This is a genomic window from Pseudomonas paraglycinae (assembly GCF_021601625.1).
Classification (GTDB): Bacteria; Pseudomonadota; Gammaproteobacteria; order Pseudomonadales; family Pseudomonadaceae; genus Aquipseudomonas; species Aquipseudomonas paraglycinae.
The window spans coordinates 432,179-449,641 of record NZ_BQHR01000002.1; the positions used below are offsets into that span (position 1 = coordinate 432,179).

The window sequence follows — 17,463 nt, forward strand, 5'->3', positions numbered from 1 at the left end:
AGTATCAGGAAGGCAGCGCGCTGTTCTTTCTGCTCGCCGCCAACGTCACCGCATAACCGATCAATGCCGCAAACACCGACCCGGTGAGAATGCCCATCCGGTCCATCCCGGCGTATTCACTGGCGCCCGGCACGAAGGCGAGGGAGCCGACAAACAGGCTCATGGTGAAGCCGATCCCGCAGAGGATCGCCACGCCCAGCACCTGGCCCCAATTGGCGCCCTGGGGCAGGGCGGCGATGCCGGTCTTGACGGCGAGCCAGGTCAGGCCGAACACGCCGAGGGTCTTGCCTAGCAGCAGGCCGACGGCGATGCCCATCGGGACGTGGTGGGTGAAGCTTTCGGCGGTCACGCCGGTCAGCGACAGGCCGGCGTTGGCGAAGGCGAACAGCGGCAGGATGCCGTAGGCGACCCACGGGTGCAGCGCGTGTTCGAGGGTCAGCAGCGGCGAAGGTTCGGCATTCCTGGTGCGCAGCGGGATGCAGAACGCCAGGGTCACGCCGGCCAGCGTCGCGTGGACACCGCTCTTGAGTACGCAGACCCAGAGGATCAAACCAATGATCATGTACGGCCCGAGTTTGACCACCCCGAGCCGGTTCATCGCCACCAGCGCCGCGATGCACGCCGCCGCCAGGCCCAGCGACAGAGTCGAGAGTTCGCCGGAGTAGAAGATCGCAATGATCACGATGGCACCGAGGTCATCGATGATCGCCAGGGTCATCAGGAACAGCTTCAGCGACACCGGCACGCGCTTGCCGAGCAAGGCCAGAACGCCGAGGGCGAAGGCGATGTCGGTGGCGGTCGGAATCGCCCAGCCGTCGAGGGCGGCCGGGTTGTCGCGGTTGAGGAACCAGTAGATCAGCGCCGGCACCAGCATGCCGCCGATAGCCGCCGCGCCGGGCAGGACGATCTGCGACGGTTTCGACAACTGGCCGTCGAGGACTTCGCGCTTCACTTCCAGGCCGATCAGCAGGAAGAACAGCGCCATCAAGCCGTCGTTGATCCACAGCAGCAAGGGTTTGGCGATCTTCAACGCGCCGATCTGCGCCACCACCGGGGTGTCGAGCAGGCCGGTGTACAACCACGACAGTGGCGAGTTGTTGATGATTAGAGCCAGGATGGCCGCGGCGATCAGTAACAGACCGCTGGCAGCTTCCAACTGAAAGAAACGCGTGAAAGTGCTACGCAGAGGCAAGGTCGCTCTCCATCGATAAAGTCAAAAGGTGGCACACCCTAACCCGTACCGTTAGTTGTTAAAACAAAAGTTATATTCTTTTTTGTTATATGCGGTTACAGAGCTCCAAGCCTACGTGCAGCAGAGCCTAGCAGTTGCCCGAGGGATTGACGCTCAGCTGTATCTGTCGGTGCCGCAGGTTTTTTCCTAAGCTTGAGGGCTGAGCCTGTGAAGGCACTTCTGCCCGATTCAACGAGAACGACAGCCATGAGCGACAACCGACAGTGGGCCCGCGAAGCCATCCGGATCATCGAAGCGGACTTCCAGCGCAGCGCCGACACCCACCTGATCCCCTTGCCGCTGCCGGGGTTCCCGGGCATCGAGTTGTACTTCAAGGACGAGTCCAGCCACCCGACCGGCAGCCTCAAGCATCGGCTCGCCCGTTCGCTGTTTCTCTACGCCTTGTGTAATGGCTGGCTCAAACCCGGCGCGCCGGTGATCGAGGCGTCCAGCGGTTCGACGGCGATTTCCGAAGCGTACTTCGCACGGATGCTTGGCCTGCCGTTCATTGCGGTGATGCCGGCGACCACCTCCAAGGAGAAGATTGCGCAGATCGCCTTCTACGGTGGCCAGAGTCATCTGGTGGAGGATCCGACCCAGATCTACGCCGAATCGGAACGCCTGGCCCGCGAGCACGACGGTCACTTCATCGACCAGTTCACCTACGCCGAGCGCGCCACCGACTGGCGGGCGAACAACAACATCGCCGAGTCGATCTTCCAGCAGATGCGCTATGAGCAGCATCCATGCCCGGCCTGGCTGATTTCCAGTCCCGGCACCGGCGGCACCACCGCGACCCTCGGGCGTTACGTGCGTTATCGCCAGCACTGCACCCGCGTGCTGTGCGCCGATGCCGAGCGTTCGGTGTTCTTCGACTTCTACCAGACCGGCGACGCGAGTTTGCGTCTGGACCACGGTTCACGCATCGAAGGGATCGGCCGGCCACGAGTGGAAGCGTCGTTCCTGCCGAAGGTCATCGATGCGATGGTCAAGGTGCCGGACGCCTTGTCGCTGGCGGCCATGCATTACCTGGCGCAGCGTCTGGGCCGGCATGTGGGCGGGTCGAGCGGCACCAACCTGATCGGCGCGCTGATGGCGGCGCAGCAGATGAAAGCGGCGGGGGAGTCGGGCTCGATCGTGGCGATTCTGTGCGATGGCGGCGAGCGTTACGCAGACACCTATTACGATCCAGCGTGGCTCAAGGCGCAGGGCTATGAGCTGGAGGGATTGATGGCGGCTGTGGCAGCGAGTGCCGAGCAAGGTGAGGCGCTGCCGGCCTCGGTTCTGCGCGCCAATATCTGACGCGGAAAACGACTGTGGGAGCGAATTCGCTCCCACAGGTTTTTGTATTGCTTCAGGTGTTGCGGATCAGTCTTTCAAACCGAGGATGTCACGCGCCACGGCTTCCGCAATCCGAATCCCGTCAACACCCGCCGACAGAATCCCGCCCGCATAACCCGCGCCTTCACCGGCCGGAAACAGGCCTTTGACGTTCATGCTCTGCAGCGTCTCGTTACGCGTGATGCGCAGCGGAGACGAGGTGCGGGTCTCGATCCCGGTCAATACCGCATCGTGCAGCGAGTAACCGCGAATCTGCTTCTCGAACGCCGGCAACGCTTCGCGGATCGCCTCGATGGCGAAGTCCGGCAGGGCCAGGGCCAGATCGCCCAGTGCCACGCCCGGTTTGTATGATGGCTCGACTTCGCCCAGTTCGGTCGAAGGAATGTCGTTGATGAAGTCGCCGACCAGTTGCGCCGGCGCCTTGTAGTCGCTGCCGCCGAGGATGAAGGCGTGGGACTCCAGACGTTCCTGCAACTCGATCCCCGCCAGCGGACCGCCCGGATAATCGACTTCCGGGGTGATGCCGACGACGATGCCGGAGTTGGCGTTGCGCTCGTTACGCGAGTACTGGCTCATGCCGTTGGTGACCACGCGGTTCGGCTCGGAGGTCGCCGCCACCACGGTGCCGCCCGGGCACATGCAGAAGCTGTAGACCGAACGGCCGTTCTTGGCGTGGTGCACCAGTTTGTAGTCGGCGGCGCCCAACTTGGGGTGGCCGGCGTATTTGCCCAGTCGCGCACGGTCGATCAGCGATTGCGGGTGCTCGATCCGGAAACCCACCGAAAACGGCTTGGCTTCCATGAACACGCCACGGCTGTGGAGCATGCGGAAGGTGTCGCGGGCACTGTGGCCGAGGGCAAGGACCACGTGTTTCGAATGCAGGGTTTCGCCGCTGGCCAGCTCGACGCCGACCAGTTGGCCGTCTTCGATCAGCACGTCGGTGACGCGTTCCTGGAAGCGCACTTCGCCGCCCAGAGCGCGGATCTCTTCGCGCATGGTCTCGACCATGCCGGTCAGACGGAACGTACCGATGTGCGGTTTGCTGACGTAGAGGATTTCTTCCGGCGCGCCGGCCTTGACGAATTCGTGCAGAACCTTGCGGCCGAGGAATTTCGGATCCTTGATCTGGCTGTACAGCTTGCCGTCGGAGAACGTGCCCGCGCCACCTTCGCCGAACTGCACGTTGGACTCGGGATTGAGCACGCTTTTGCGCCACAGGCCCCAGGTGTCCTTGGTGCGCTGGCGCACTTCGGTGCCGCGCTCGAGGATGATCGGCTTGAAGCCCATCTGCGCCAGCAACAGGCCGGCGAAGATCCCGCACGGGCCGAAACCTACCACGATCGGGCGCTGGCTCAGGTCGCTGGGCGCCTGGCCGACGAATTTGTAGCTGACATCCGGCGCCACATTGACGTTACGGTCGTCGGCGAACTTGCCCAGCACTTTGGCCTCGTCGCGCACTTCGAGGTCGATGGTGTAGATGAAGCACAGTTCGGAGGACTTTTTGCGCGCATCGTAGCTGCGCTTGAACAAGGTGAAATCGAGCAGGTCATCGCTGGCGATGCCCAGGCGTTGCACGATGGCAGCGCGCAGGTCTTCGTCGGGATGGTCGATCGGCAGCTTGAGTTCGGTGATTCGTAACATGACAGGATCCGGTTCGCGGGGCGCACAACTGCGCCAGGGCGTTTGAAGGCGGCGATTATAAGCCGCATCGGCCGGATCCCGTGAGGGTAAAACGATCAGTCGTTACGCGAACCGCCGAAATACCCGCAACCGCGCTGTACGATGCCATCGATACGCAACTCGGCGCTCATGTGCTGCACGCTGCCGGTGCTGCTGTCGACGCAGCGCTGCGGCGCCACCCACAGTTCGATGCGCTGGTTGTTGGCTTCGCTGCTGAGGTTGAAACGACCGTCGCCCAGTTGCTCTTCGACGTAGGGCACGGCGAGCGGTGGCTGACCTTCGCGATCGATGACCAGGCCTTTGCCGCTGACTTTTACGTTCCACTCCGGGCCATGGCCGGCGGCGCGCAGGATCAGCTGTTTGAAGTTGGGATCGTCGCAGGCGGTGCCAGAGCGTTCGACGCGATAAAGCTGGGTCAGGTCGAGGCGGTCGCCGGCGATCTTCCCGCGCACGTCGGCGAACAGCTTGCCCTGCTGATCGGCCAGGGTGGCGGCCTCTTGCAGGACGCTGGTGCCGCCGATGTCATTGACCACGTACTGGCGCTGCTCGCCGCAGGCCTGGAACACCAGTTTGCCGTCGGCAGCGGTCAGTTGCCCCTGCATCCGCGTCTGGCCGACGTGGGAGGCGCTTTCCCGCGCACCATCGAACAACTGGCACGCGGCAAACAACGGGAGCAGGGCAACAACGATCAGGGAACGGGCAACACGCATCTTTGGCTCTCCAGACAAGTGCCTTCACGTTACGCAGGCTGACCGTTCATCACAAGGGTTTAGCCCACGTGAAATGTCTGACCTGTCTGCAAGCCTTCGACACTTTTGGCGTAGGCCAATGCCACATCCGCCGCAGGAACCGGCTTATAGCCACGGAAGTACGGGGCGTAGCTGTCCATGGCTTCGACCAGCACGGTCGGGCTGATCGAGTTCACCCGCAGGCCGCGTGGCAGTTCGATGGCCGCTGCGCGGACGAAGCTGTCCAGCGCGCCGTTGACCAGTGCAGCCGAAGCGCCGCTGCGGATCGGATCGTGGCTGAGCACGCCGGTGGTGAAGGTGAACGATGCGCCGTCGTTGGCGAACTCACGGCCGATCAGCAGCAGATTGACCTGGCCCATCAACTTGTCTTCCAGACCGAGGGCGAAGCTGTCTTCGGTCATTTCACCCAGTGGGGCGAAGGTCACGTTGCCAGCGGCGCAGACCAGTGCGTCGAACTTGCCGGTCTGTTCGAACAGCTTGCGGATCGATGCGCTGTCGCTGATATCCACCTGGAAATCGCCGCTGCTGCGACCGATACGAATGACTTCATGACGCTGCGACAGCTCTTTGTCCACGGCCGAACCGATGGTGCCGCCCGCGCCGATCAACAGAATTTTCATCGTGATTGCCTCAAGTGATTGAACGAGGTTTCAGTCTAGAGTGGTTTTTTCTGCGGATAAGCGCACTAATGGGCAACCTTTGGTTTTCAAATGGAAACAATCCATGAGCGAGATGGATGATCTGGCGGCGTTCGCGGTGTTGATCGAGGCCGGCAGTTTTACCTTGGCAGCGCAGCAATTGGGGTGCAGCAAGGGGCAGTTGTCCAAGCGCATCAGTCAGCTGGAGGCACGGTTTTCCGTGGTGTTGTTGCAACGTACTACGCGTCGGCTGAGCCTGACGGCGGCCGGTGCGGCGTTGTTGCCGCAGGCTCAGGCGCTTGTCGTCCAGGTGGAGCGAGCGCGTCAGGCATTGGCGCGATTGAAGGACGACATGGCCGGCCCGGTGCGTATGACGGTTCCGGTTTCGCTGGGGGAAACTTTCTTCGATGGCCTGCTGCTGGACTTCTCGCAGAAATACCCCGAAGTGCAGATCGAACTGGAGCTGAATAACAGCTACCGCGACCTGTCCCGCGACGGCTTTGATCTGGCGATCCGCACTGAAGTGGCCAATGACGAGCGACTGGTGGCCAGACCGCTGCTGGCCTGGCAGGAAATGACCTGCGCCAGCCCTGAATATCTGGAGCGCTTTGGCGAACCGCTGACGCCGCAAGCATTGGCCGAACACCGTTGCCTGCTCAACAGTCACTACAGCGGCCGCGAGGAATGGCTCTATCACCAACAGCACGAACTGCTGCGGGTGCGGGTGTCGGGGCCGTTCGCCAGTAATCACTACAACCTGTTGAAGAAAGCCGCATTGGCCGGCGCCGGGATCGCTCGCCTGCCGTCCTATCTATTGCAGGCGGAATTGGCTGACGGCCGATTGCGCTGGCTCCTTCGCGATTTTCAGACCCGGCGCATGCCGATGTACCTGGTGCACCCGTATCAGGGCGGGTTGCCGAAACGCACCCAGGTGCTGGCGGATTACCTGATCGGCTGGTTCAAGCTCAGCGGCGAGGCGCTGGACCGGTTGTAGTGCCTGGCGATCAGGTGATCGATCGACAGTTTGCCCGGCCCGGTTGCCATCAAGTACAGCAACACCGCCATCCAGGTACCGTGAGTCGGGTAGGCATCCGGGTACACGAACAGCTGAATGGTCAGGGTCATGCCCAGCAACGCCAGCGCCGAAAAACGTGTGGCAAAGCCGACGAGGATCAGGATCGGGAAGAAGTGTTCGGCAAACGCGGCCAGATGTGCAGCGATTTCCGGCGACAGCAGCGGCACGTGGTACTCGCTCTTGAACAACGGAATCGTCGAGTCCGCCAGACGTGGCCAGCCGAACTCGAACGTGCCATCGATCAGGTCGACGGCCAGCCCTTCGACCTTGGTTTGCCCGGATTTCCAGAACACGGCTGCGATGGAGAATCGCGCGATGAAGGCGATCAGGCTGTGAGGGATTTTCTCCAGCAGCGCGATGGCGCGGGCAATGAGACTGTTCATGACAACACCTTTGGGTGGAAATGAGTGATGACGTGGCGGCTGATGAGCAGGGCGAGGGTCTGGCTGAGGTCGAAGGCCTCGGCGGATTCCAGCGCCTGGGTCAGTGACAGGCCAGACTTGAGCTGGCGAATAAACTGGCTGGCGCCGCGATCCACGGTGAACACCTCGACTTCCAGTCCATTGCGCAGGATCAGCGCGTGTTGGGCGTGATGCAGATCGATCCCGGCCAGCGTCGCGTCGTGTTGATGCGCGGCCCAGATGTCCACCACGGCGAAGTTTGAATCGAGCAGATGCAGCGAAGGGTGCAGGCCGATGCGCAGTTCATTCAGCGCATCGGCATCTGCAAACACAGCAGCGATCCGCTCCTGACTCAGGGGCAACACATCGGCAGCGTGGTAGGCCTGCGTGCGCAAGCGTTCCAGCCGCGCGACATCGGCCAGATAGGGAACGCTCGCGGCTGGTTCGAACTCACTGATGAAGTCCACCAGCCCGCTGCCGTAGTCGCTCATCAACGGACTGTGTGGCGGATGGCGATGCACGAAAACTCCGGCCATGGCCCGGAAGAATTCGTCCCCCACCAACTGCATCACCACGGGATAACTGTCGGCCAGTGCGTTGATCAACGAGCTCTGAACATTGTTGCGGTACACCGCGAAACGGCTGGCCGGATCGGCGCCGTTGGCACTGCACAAACCGTCGGGGCAGGGCAGGTCGGTATCGAGCAACGCCGCGCTGAACGCAGCTTGAGTGCTCATGGCCGACCTCCCGCGCAGAGCAACAGCTCATCGGCCTGCTGCGCTTCCTCCAACAGCACACTGAAGGCTGGCACCTGATTGTCACGTTCGATCAACGTCGCCACCGGGCCGACGCGTTCCAGCGCTTGCCGGTACAACGACCAGACCGCTTGATCGATTGGCGCGCCGTGATCGTCGATCAGCAAACGATCACCGAGGCTGTCGGAATCTTCGGCAAACCCGGCCAGATGAATCTCGCCCACCGCTTGCAGCGGCAATGCTTCGAGATAAGCCAGGGGATCGCGCTGATGGTTGATGCACGAGACGTAGACGTTGTTCACGTCCAGCAACAGACCGCAGCCACTGCGCTGGATGACTTCACGGATGAAATCGGCTTCGTCGATGGTCGAGCGCTGGAACGCCAGGTAGGTTGCCGGGTTTTCCAGCAACATCGGACGCTTGAGGGTGTTTTGCACCTGATCGATGTGGTCGCAGACGCGGTTCAGCGTCGGCGTGTCGTACGCCAGGGGCAACAAGTCATTGAGGAACACCGGGCCGTGGCTTGACCAGGCCAGGTGTTCGGAAAAGGAGTGGGGTTGATAGCGCTCGATCAGCGCGGCCAGGCGTTTGAGGTGCTGGACATCCAGCGCGCCTTCGGCACCGATGGACAGCCCGACGCCATGCAGCGACAGCGGATACGCGTCGCGAATCAAACCCAGAAAATGATGAAACGGGCCGCCGGCCACCATGTAGTTTTCGGCGTGGACTTCGAAGAAACCGATGTCCGGACGTGAATCGAGCACTTCGCTGAAGTGCTCGCTCTTGAGCCCCAGCCCGGCACGGGACGGGAGCCCGGTGAGGGCTGCCCGAGTGCGGCGCAAGGCATGGTCGCAGGATGTGATCATGATCGACACTCGGGCGGCTCCCGGATCAGGACTTGGCTTTGAACGCTTCGAGCTGACCGAAACCGGTCGGCGAGGTTTTGCTTTCGGTGGTGGTGCAGGTGCCTTTCGGAACCAGTTTCCAGGCGTTGGCCTGATGATCCATTTTCGCGGTGCCGGCACAGGTGGTGCCTGCACCTGCGGCGCAATCGTTCTTGCCTTTCATGGCCACGCCGAAGCATTTTTCCATGTTGTCGTCAGCGGCGTGTGCGGTGGAGACGGCAGCGATGCTCAGAGCAGAACCGAGGGCCAGAACCAGGGCGGTGGCGGACAGGGTGCGGGTGGTAGCAGTCATGATGTTTCTCCGGTTTTAACTTGGGTTTGAACAAGCGATTGCGCTTGCTTGCCCCACTAGAGAAACGACTCGGCGATGCGTTACAGCGATCGGTAGAAGTTTTTTGCCGGGCACAAAAAAAAACGGCCCGAAGGCCGTTTTCTGTTTGAAGCGATCAATCAACCGCCGAGGTACGCCTCGCGCACTTTCGGGTCGGTCAGCAGCGCTTCGCCGGTGCCTTGCATCACCACCCGGCCGTTCTCCAGAACGTACGCGCGGTCAGCGATTTTCAGCGCCTGGTTGGCGTTCTGCTCGACCAGGAACACCGTCACACCGTCCTTGCGCAGCTGTTCGATGATGTCGAAGATCTGCTGGATGATGATCGGTGCCAGGCCCAGCGACGGCTCGTCGAGCAGCAGCAGTTTCGGCTTGCTCATCAGTGCACGGCCGATGGCGAGCATTTGCTGTTCGCCGCCGGACATGGTGCCGCCGCGCTGGTTGAAGCGTTCTTTCAGGCGTGGGAAAAGTCCGAGAACCTTGTCCATCTGTTCCTGATAGTCGCCCTTGTCGGTGAAGAATCCGCCCATGGACAGGTTTTCTTCGACGGTCAGACGGGCAAACACCCGACGACCTTCCGGCACCACGGCGATGCTCTTGCGCATGATCTGCGACGAGTCCTGGCCGACCAGTTCCTCACCCATGTAGCGGATGCTGCCGCTGTGGGCCTGCGGCGAACCGCAGAGTGTCATCAGCAGCGTGGACTTGCCGGCACCGTTGGCGCCGATCAGGGTCACGATCTCGCCCTGGCGGACTTCGACGTTGACGCTGTGCAGGGCCTGGATCTTGCCGTAGAAGGTGGAAACGTTTTCGAACTGCAGCATTTACGCTTCCCCCAGGTAGGCTTTGATCACTTCAGGATTGTCGCGGATCTGTTCCGGCGTGCCGTCGGCCAGGGGCGTGCCCTGGTTGATCACGACGATGTGGTCGGAAATGCTCATGACCAGTTTCATGTCGTGTTCGATCAGCAGCACGGTCACGTTGTGCTCTTCACGCAGCACGCTGATCAGCGCCTTGAGGTCTTCGGTTTCCTTCGGGTTCAGGCCGGCGGCCGGCTCGTCGAGCATGAGGATCCGCGGACGGGTCATCATGCAGCGGGCGATTTCCAGACGGCGCTGCTGACCGTAGGCCAGGGTGCCGGCGGGGCGGTTGGCGAACTCTTTCAGGTTGACCTTTTCCAGCCAGTACTCGGCGAACTCCATGGCCTCGCGCTCGCTCTTGCGAAACGCCGGGGTCTTGAACAGGCCGGACAGGAAGTTGGTGTTCAGGTGACGGTGCTGGGCGATCAACAGGTTCTCGACCGCCGTCATGTCCTTGAACAACCGCACGTTCTGGAAGGTGCGCACCACGCCTTTGAGGGCGATCTTGTGGCCCGGCAGGCCGTGAATCGGCTCGCCATCCAGCAGGATGCTGCCGCCCGATGGCTGGTAGAAACCGGTCAGGCAGTTGAACACGGTGGTCTTGCCTGCGCCGTTCGGCCCGATCAGTGCCACCACCTGTTTTTCCTTCACGGTCAGGGCCACGCCGTTGACCGCCAGCAGGCCGCCGAAGCGCATGCTCAGATTTTCGACTTTCAGGATCTCGCGGCTCATTTGCGCAGCTCCATGTGAGGACGTTGCATGGGCAGCAGACCTTGAGGTCGCCAGATCATCATCAGCACCATCAGGGCGCCGAACATCAACATGCGGTACTCACTGAACTCGCGCATCATTTCCGGCAGCAGGATCATCACAACGGCCGCGAGAATCACGCCCAGCTGCGAGCCCATGCCACCCAGCACCACGATGGCTAGGATGATGGCGGACTCGATGAAGGTGAACGATTCCGGCGTTACCAGACCCTGACGGGCGGCGAAGAAGCTGCCGGCGAAACCGGCAAATGCCGCGCCGAGGGTGAACGCCGAGAGCTTGATCACGGTCGGGTTGAGACCCAGCGCACGGCAGGCGATTTCGTCTTCACGCAGCGCTTCCCACGCACGGCCGATCGGCATGCGCAGCAGGCGGTTGATCACGAACAGCGCCGCCAGTGCCAGCAACAGAGCAACCAGGTAGAGGAAGATCACCTTGTTGATCGAGTTGTACTGCAGGCCGAAATACTCGTGGAAGGTTTGCATCCCTTCTGCGGCTTTACGTTCGAAGGTCAGGCCGAAGAACGTCGGTTTCTCGATGTTGCTGATACCGTTCGGGCCGCCGGTGATGTCAGTCAGGTTACGCAGGAACAGGCGGATGATTTCCCCGAAGCCCAGGGTCACGATCGCCAGGTAGTCGCCGCGCAGACGTAACACCGGGAAGCCGAGCAGGAAGCCGAACGTCGCCGCCATCAGGCCGGCAATCGGCAGGCAGATCCAGAAGCTCAGGCCGTAGTAGTGCGACAGCAGCGCGTAGCTGTAGGCGCCGACGGCGTAGAAGCCGACGTAACCCAGGTCGAGCAGACCGGCCAGACCGACCACGATGTTCAGGCCGAGGCCGAGCATCACGTAGATCAGGATCAGCGTCGCGATGTCCACCGCGCCACGGGAGCCGAAGAACGGCCACACCAGCGCACCGATGATCAGCGCGATGATGAAGTAGCGTTGGGTGGTCGGCAGGGTCAGGAAGTTGCTGGCCTTGGCCGGAATCAGCGGCATGCCCGGCGACGAGCGCCACGCCTTGCTGATCTGCTGGTTGAACAGCACCCGCAGGAACATCAGCACCGAGCAGATGGCGATGGTCGCCAGAATGGCCGGGCTGGTGTTGTGCACTTCCAGGTTGATGCCGACGATGGTCAGTTTCAGACCCAGTACCGGATAGGCCACGGCCCAGACCAGCAAGGCACTGAACAGCGCCTGTTTAAGATTCCTAGTCATACTTTCTCAACCTCCGGACGGCCCAGAATGCCGGTCGGACGGAACAACAGCACCAGAACCAACAAGCCGAAAGCCACGACATCCTTGTACTGGTCGCCGAAGATATCGGCGCCAAAGGCTTCCGCCACCCCGAGCACCAGCCCGCCGAGCATGGCGCCGGGGATGCTGCCGATCCCGCCCAGTACCGCAGCGGTGAAGGCCTTGAGGCCGACGAGGAAACCGGCGTTCGGGTTGATCACGCCGTATTGCATGCTCAGCAGCACGGCCGCGACGGCCGCCAGCGCAGCACCGATGACGAAGGTCAGGGCGATGATGTTGTTGGTGTTGATGCCCAGCAGGTTGGCCATCTTGATGTCTTCGGCGCAGGCGCGGCAGGCGCGGCCCAGGCGAGAGCGGGAGATGAACAGCGTGAGGCCGAGCATGGCGATCAGGGTCACCACGAACACCACGATTTGCATGTAGGAAATCAGCACTTCATGTGCGCCACCTGGGCCGAAGGCGAAGTTGCCCGGAATCAGGTTGGGGATTGCTTTGTCCTTGGAGTCTTGCGCCAGCAGAACCGTGTTCTGCAGGAAGATCGACATACCGATCGCGGAAATCAGCGGGATCAGACGGTTGCTGCCGCGCAACGGGCGGTAGGCAATGCGTTCGATGCTGTAACCGTAGGAGCTGGTGACGACGATGCTGGCGATGAACGCCACGGTCATCAACAGCGGGACGCTTTCGAGTCCCATCATGGTCAGCCCGGCGATGGCGATGAACGCCACGTAGGAACCGATCATGTACACCTCGCCGTGGGCGAAGTTGATCATTCCAATGATGCCGTAGACCATCGTGTAGCCGATGGCGATCAGGGCATACATGCTGCCAACGTTCAAGCCGTTAACCAGCTGTTGGAAGAAGTGATAGATGTCAGGCATTACAGCGCTCCTAAAAACCTGATACGCATTTCACTGGTGGAGTCATTTTCCCGCCCGGTCCCGTGGATCTTTATCCACTTCGAATCCGGGTTTTGCCAGCGAACCGCTGATGACGGTTTTGAGATTTTCAGGTGGGGAGACTGGCGGATCACGCCAGCGCGGCCCAATACATTCGTAAAACAAAGCCCACGGCACGCCGTGGGCTTTATTGGCAGTCAGTCAGGCAGGGCCTTACTGAGGCGACACTTCGGTTTTAGGTTTGCCTTCGTGCCATTCGTAAACCACGAATTTGAAGTCCTTCAGGTCGCCCTTATCGTCGAAGCTCAGGTCACCGGTAGGCGTCTTGAAGGTGCCTTTGTGGATGGCTTCAGCCACCTTGGCAGCATCTTCGGACTTGGCAGCCTTGATACCTTCGGCAATTACTTCAACTGCCGAGTAGGACGGGAACACGAACGGACCGCTCGGGTCTTCTTTCTTGGCCTTGAATGCATCGGCCAGGGCCACGTTGGCCGGATCCTGGTCGAAGGATTTCGGCAGGGTCACCAGCAGGCCTTCGGCAGCGCTCTTGGCGATCTGGGTGATCGAGTCGTTACCCACGCCTTCCGGACCCATGAACTTGGCTTTCAGGCCTTTTTCCTGGGCTTGACGCAGGATCAGACCCAGCTCCGGGTGGTAGCCGCCGTAGTAGACGAAGTCGACGTTGGCTTGCTTGAGCTTGGCGATGATCGCGGAGAAGTCTTTGTCGCCGGCGTTGATGCCTTCGAACACGGCAACCTTGGTGCCTTTCTTCTCGAGAGTGGATTTGACGGCGGTGGCGATGCCTTCACCGTACTGCTGCTTGTCGTGCAGCACGCCGACGATTTTCGGCTTCACGTGATCGGCGATGTAGTTACCGGCGGCAGGGCCCTGGGCGCTGTCCAGACCGATGGTACGGAAGATCATTTTGTAACCACGAGCGGTGATGTCCGGGCTGGTGGCAGCCGGGGTGATCATGATCACGCCTTCGTCTTCGTAGATGTCCGAAGCAGGCTGGGTGGAGCTGGAGCACAGGTGACCGACCACGAACTTGACGCCGTCGTTGACGACCTTGTTCGCAACCGCTACCGCTTGTTTCGGATCGCAAGCGTCATCGTATTCAACGGCTTCGAGCTTCTTGCCGTCGACGCCGCCTTTGGCGTTGATCTGTTCGATGGCCATTTTCGCGCCACTGAACTGCATGTCGCCGTACTGGGCTACTGGACCGGTTTTAGGGCCGGCGATACCGATCTTGATGGTGTCAGCTGCGAACGAATGGCTGGCAACCCCGGCCAGAACCATAGCGGCAAACAGTTTGGAAATCTGCTTAGTAGCCTTAGTCATAGTGCTCCACTCTTACTGTTGTATTTTTTTAGAGTCCTGACGCCGTAGCAGCAGAACCGGGACAGATATCTAGGCGATACCCTCCGGAAAAGCCCCCGGCAACTGTACCGGTACAGTGTAGAGCGCCGGTTGTTGGCCTGGGAAGCTGGCGCCAGGGGGCAAAACCTGAGGGTGTCGCTTAAATGAAAGAAAAAGACAGAATTGCGGCGGGACGTTCAGAGGGCTTATACCCCAATCATCAGCATTCCTTGGCGTTCCTGCTCTTTTCGTTCGGTACGGCCTTTTGCAACCGGGTTTTTCTGCCGGACCACCGACGTTATCATTCGCGCCGATTTCTTTTCCGGACAGTCCCATGAATCAAGAACCTAGCACCCTCTATGCCAAGCTGCTTGGTGAAACCGCATCTATTGCCTGGAAAGAGCTGGAGCGCTTCTACGCCCAAGGTGCCCTATTGTGGGTCGACGCCAGCCTGGATTTGATCGCGGTCGCCGAGGCCGTGGCGTCGGATCAGGGCGAGAAAGTCGCTGCCTGGCTGGCCGAAGACAAGGTCGCCAAGCTGTCTGAAACGCGGGCGCTGGATATTTTCGAGCGCGATCCCGAGATGTGGGCGGTGGTGGTCCGGCCGTGGATCCTGGTCCAGGAAAGGGCAGCGGCCTGACGGGTTGCACCTTGTTGGTGCGAGTGCCGGCCGGCAAAAAGTGTGTAGCGGAGTAGCGTGATGGCACGTTGCCGTAGAGAAATGCCACAGGCGGGGGTGGCATAACGGTGACGTAAACGTAACGGGCACAGTTTAGTAAGCAGCCTAACGGCTGCTTAATTGTTTCGGGATGTTGGAAAGGCTGAAATTTTCAGTGAATTTCAGGGCCTCATCGCTGGCTTGCCAGCGATGAGGGCGACCCGGTCCCGGATCAGACCGAGTAAGACTTGCCGGTATGGTTATTGAGGGAAATAACCTTGGTCTTGCCGATCCGGTGACGGTAGATCTCGCGCAAGTACTTGATCGACTTCTTCACGCAATCGCGCGACAGGCGAATATCGTTGATCGAGACAAACTTCTCTTTGTCGTTGATCAACTCGCGGTACTTCTTCTCGTACATCGGCTTGATCGCGTACCAGTTGGTATCGAGGATCTTCGCCGGGTTTTCGAATTCGTTGAGCAGGTCGTCGATGCGGTCTTCGTCGAACTCTTCCTGAATGATGAAATCGAGGATCGAGTTGTCCAGGGTCTCGTCGAAACGGTACGGGGTCTTGGCGAAGCAACGCTTGATGAATGCCACGATCAGCGTCAGGAAGTCGTCCGACAGGCACGGGCTCTTGGCGATCAGGGTGGTCAGCGACAGGTTGGCCGAGGCGCCGATCACCAGCGCGTAGCGCTTGAGCGTGGTGTTGGGGAACAGGCTGTTGAGGTGGGTCTTCAACCGGTTCAGGTCCATGTACGACAGCTTGTAGTCTTTTGGCAGCGAAACGATCGAGACCACCGACGAGCAGTTCTTGAAGAAGTGCAGGTCGTGCAGCGCAGCCGCGTCGTAGCCGGAGTTCTTGTATTGCTCCAGCGACGCACGATAACGCTTGGATTCGATCGGCAGCAGGCTGATGCCTTCGATGGCCTGGGTCACTTTGTTGAAGTGCGGGAGGTCGATCGAGCGGAAGAACAGGTCGTCGATGTTCAGGCGCTGCGGCTCTTTGTCGAACACCTTGAACTTGTCGCTGCTCGGCGGCGGGGTTTCCGGCACCACGGATTCGGCGTAGGCAATCGCCACCGGGCCGGCCAGACTCATGAACAGGTCGTTGGCGTCCAGGCGAATGGTCTCGCCGATGTCGATGCCGGCACGACGGAAATAGTTCTGGTCGTAGTCGGTCGTGACGGCCTGGGCCGTCAGAATGTTGAAGATCTGCTGCGAAATGTACTGGTTGGCGTGCTTCTCCATCGCATTGACATCAATGTTCTGGATGTTGCCGTCATCGCTCTCTTCGGCATAACGCATGATGTCGTTGGAGATCAGCATCATCGCGTTCCATGGGCGGATACGGCCCATGACGCTGGCTTCGCTGCTGTCTTCGTTGGCGAAGTTGTACGAGAAATCCCATTCTTCCGAGAGGTATTTGCACAGCAGGCGGCCGGCGTTGATGTGCAGCGCCTCGGACATTTCGCTGCGGTGGTCGGAAATGTTCGGCAGCACGCAGATGCCGCTGGTGAAGATCGGCTCGAACACGAACGAATGACCGCTCTTGCCGTCGTGCTCGTCCATCGGCTTGGTGTCGAACGTCTTGTTCATGTACGAGTGCTGCTGGGCCAGGCCGAATTCCGAGGCCATGCCCGAACCGGTACCGCCGCCGGCACTGAAGATCGAGAAATACAGGCGCGACTGGTTGGCCTTGATGCCGCAGCTGTCGATCAGGTACGAGTGGATCATTTTCCAGTCAGGGCTGGAGAAACGCTGGGTGTCCTTGTTCAGGATGATCTTCGCCAGGTACTGGCCGAGGATCGGCGCGTTACCGGCGCCACCGGCGTGGACTTCCGACAAGTCCATGATCTTCATCTTGCTGTAGTCGCGCAGGAAACCGCTCTTTTCGCCCTTGCGCGAGAAGCGGATACGCCCGGCAATGTCCTTGTCCAGGTCGCCGAGCATCACCAGCGGTTCTACCAGGAACACCGGTTTGGTCGACTTGTTCGGGCCGATCCGCAGATTCTGCTTGATCCACTGGGCCGGGCTGTAGCCTTTGTCGGAGGCCAGGCGACGGTCAGCCGCGCGATCCTCGTTGTTGAATTCGTTGAGGTAGAACTTGCGCGCGTTGTACACCAGCTCCGCCACGTCGAGGGCGATGTTGGAGCCGCAGCGACCGAGGCCGATCAGGCACACCGACGGGAATTCCTGGTCGTTGTGCTGTTCGTTGTCGCCTTCCAGGTGCGGCGGGCGCGGGAACACCAGGTCACGCAGGCCATCGAGGTTGTCGAGGATGCGGTCGGTGTTGGTTTCGGTGAAGTACAGGTATTGCTGGGTGCCCAGCGGGCGCGAAGGTGGCAATGGCTTCATCGGGGCAGGGCTGTTCGCCGCAGGGCTCAGAGTCAGATCGGATACCGCAGTGGCCGGATTGTTTTTAGAAGTCATTGTGCGCCATATACCTGGACTGGTTGGATCAACGACCGCTGTCGTCGAGCCTCACGGAATGGGAATCTCGCGTCTTTTTTCTGCGCGTGCTTTGCCCGTGCGTCAGGGACTTTGCCTGAGTGCCGC

17 protein-coding genes are annotated in these 17,463 nt (G+C 60.7%); 3 read left to right on the plus strand and 14 right to left on the minus strand.

Features of this window, described 5'->3' with window-relative positions:
• Positions 1–4 precede the first annotated feature (4 nt).
• Positions 5–1,192 (minus strand): Na+/H+ antiporter NhaA, encoded by a 1,188-nt coding sequence (gene nhaA, locus L6D82_RS04240; RefSeq protein ID WP_085748184.1) that lies wholly within the window; start codon positions 1,190–1,192, stop codon positions 5–7.
• A gap of 246 nt (positions 1,193–1,438) precedes the next feature.
• Between nhaA and L6D82_RS04245 the strand changes: the two genes are divergently transcribed.
• On the plus strand, positions 1,439–2,533 hold the full coding sequence (locus tag L6D82_RS04245) for a PLP-dependent cysteine synthase family protein (protein WP_236188188.1): 1,095 nt from the start codon (positions 1,439–1,441) through the stop codon (positions 2,531–2,533).
• 66 nt (positions 2,534–2,599) lie between these two features.
• Here the strand turns inward: L6D82_RS04245 and L6D82_RS04250 are convergent, their stop codons facing one another.
• From L6D82_RS04250 to L6D82_RS04260, 3 genes are all read right to left on the minus strand, one after another.
• A complete protein-coding gene (locus tag L6D82_RS04250) occupies positions 2,600–4,213 on the minus strand; it encodes an NAD(P)/FAD-dependent oxidoreductase (protein WP_179692437.1) in 1,614 nt (537 codons plus the stop codon).
• A gap of 95 nt (positions 4,214–4,308) precedes the next feature.
• Entirely contained in the window at positions 4,309–4,962 is a 654-nt protein-coding gene (locus tag L6D82_RS04255; protein WP_236188189.1) for a COG3650 family protein, read from the minus strand.
• Positions 4,963–5,021: 59 nt separating this feature from the next.
• A complete protein-coding gene (locus L6D82_RS04260; protein ID WP_085748188.1) occupies positions 5,022–5,621 on the minus strand; it encodes a short chain dehydrogenase in 600 nt (199 codons plus the stop codon).
• A 103-nt stretch (positions 5,622–5,724) separates the two neighbouring features.
• On the opposite strand from L6D82_RS04260, the gene L6D82_RS04265 reads away from it, so the two are divergent.
• Positions 5,725–6,633 carry a LysR family transcriptional regulator gene (locus tag L6D82_RS04265; RefSeq protein ID WP_007959151.1) on the plus strand — a complete coding sequence of 303 codons (909 nt, stop codon included), beginning with the start codon at positions 5,725–5,727 and terminating at the stop codon, positions 6,631–6,633.
• Here L6D82_RS04265 and L6D82_RS04270 read toward each other — a convergent pair.
• The 9 genes from L6D82_RS04270 to L6D82_RS04310 form a co-directional block, all read right to left on the minus strand.
• Positions 6,582–7,097: a DoxX family protein gene (locus L6D82_RS04270; protein WP_102718213.1), complete on the minus strand. Its 516-nt coding sequence runs from the start codon at positions 7,095–7,097 to the stop codon at positions 6,582–6,584. The two genes, L6D82_RS04265 and L6D82_RS04270, sit on opposite strands and share 52 nt — an antisense overlap.
• On the minus strand, positions 7,094–7,852 hold the full coding sequence (locus tag L6D82_RS04275; protein ID WP_236188190.1) for an HvfC/BufC N-terminal domain-containing protein: 759 nt from the start codon (positions 7,850–7,852) through the stop codon (positions 7,094–7,096). Before L6D82_RS04275 ends, L6D82_RS04270 begins: the two co-directional genes overlap by 4 nt.
• Positions 7,849–8,736 carry an MNIO family bufferin maturase gene (bufB, locus tag L6D82_RS04280; protein WP_236188191.1) on the minus strand — a complete coding sequence of 296 codons (888 nt, stop codon included), beginning with the start codon at positions 8,734–8,736 and terminating at the stop codon, positions 7,849–7,851. The genes L6D82_RS04275 and bufB overlap by 4 nt, the downstream gene beginning before the upstream one ends.
• Positions 8,737–8,761: 25 nt before the next feature.
• Positions 8,762–9,067 (minus strand): BufA1 family periplasmic bufferin-type metallophore, encoded by a 306-nt coding sequence (locus L6D82_RS04285; protein WP_011332799.1) that lies wholly within the window; start codon positions 9,065–9,067, stop codon positions 8,762–8,764.
• A gap of 158 nt (positions 9,068–9,225) precedes the next feature.
• Positions 9,226–9,927 carry an ABC transporter ATP-binding protein gene (locus L6D82_RS04290; protein ID WP_003222380.1) on the minus strand — a complete coding sequence of 234 codons (702 nt, stop codon included), beginning with the start codon at positions 9,925–9,927 and terminating at the stop codon, positions 9,226–9,228.
• On the minus strand, positions 9,928–10,695 hold the full coding sequence (livG, locus tag L6D82_RS04295; protein WP_007959160.1) for a high-affinity branched-chain amino acid ABC transporter ATP-binding protein LivG: 768 nt from the start codon (positions 10,693–10,695) through the stop codon (positions 9,928–9,930). It abuts the gene before it with no gap.
• Positions 10,692–11,948: a high-affinity branched-chain amino acid ABC transporter permease LivM gene (locus tag L6D82_RS04300; protein WP_085605378.1), complete on the minus strand. Its 1,257-nt coding sequence runs from the start codon at positions 11,946–11,948 to the stop codon at positions 10,692–10,694. The genes livG and L6D82_RS04300 overlap by 4 nt, the downstream gene beginning before the upstream one ends.
• Positions 11,945–12,868 (minus strand): high-affinity branched-chain amino acid ABC transporter permease LivH, encoded by a 924-nt coding sequence (livH, locus tag L6D82_RS04305; RefSeq protein WP_007959165.1) that lies wholly within the window; start codon positions 12,866–12,868, stop codon positions 11,945–11,947. The genes L6D82_RS04300 and livH overlap by 4 nt, the downstream gene beginning before the upstream one ends.
• A gap of 231 nt (positions 12,869–13,099) precedes the next feature.
• The gene (locus L6D82_RS04310) at positions 13,100–14,227 is read right to left on the minus strand and encodes a branched-chain amino acid ABC transporter substrate-binding protein (protein ID WP_085605380.1); all 1,128 of its coding nucleotides are present in this window, start codon (positions 14,225–14,227) and stop codon (positions 13,100–13,102) included.
• Positions 14,228–14,579: 352 nt separating this feature from the next.
• Here L6D82_RS04310 and L6D82_RS04315 point away from each other — a divergent pair, with 352 nt between their 5' ends.
• Positions 14,580–14,885, plus strand: a complete 306-nt coding sequence (locus L6D82_RS04315) for a DUF2288 domain-containing protein (protein WP_085748193.1) — start codon at positions 14,580–14,582, stop codon at positions 14,883–14,885.
• A 250-nt stretch (positions 14,886–15,135) separates the two neighbouring features.
• Here the strand turns inward: L6D82_RS04315 and L6D82_RS04320 are convergent, their stop codons facing one another.
• Positions 15,136–17,337 carry a hypothetical protein gene (locus L6D82_RS04320; RefSeq protein ID WP_011332804.1) on the minus strand — a complete coding sequence of 734 codons (2,202 nt, stop codon included), beginning with the start codon at positions 17,335–17,337 and terminating at the stop codon, positions 15,136–15,138.
• Between the last annotated feature and the right edge of the window lie 126 nt (positions 17,338–17,463).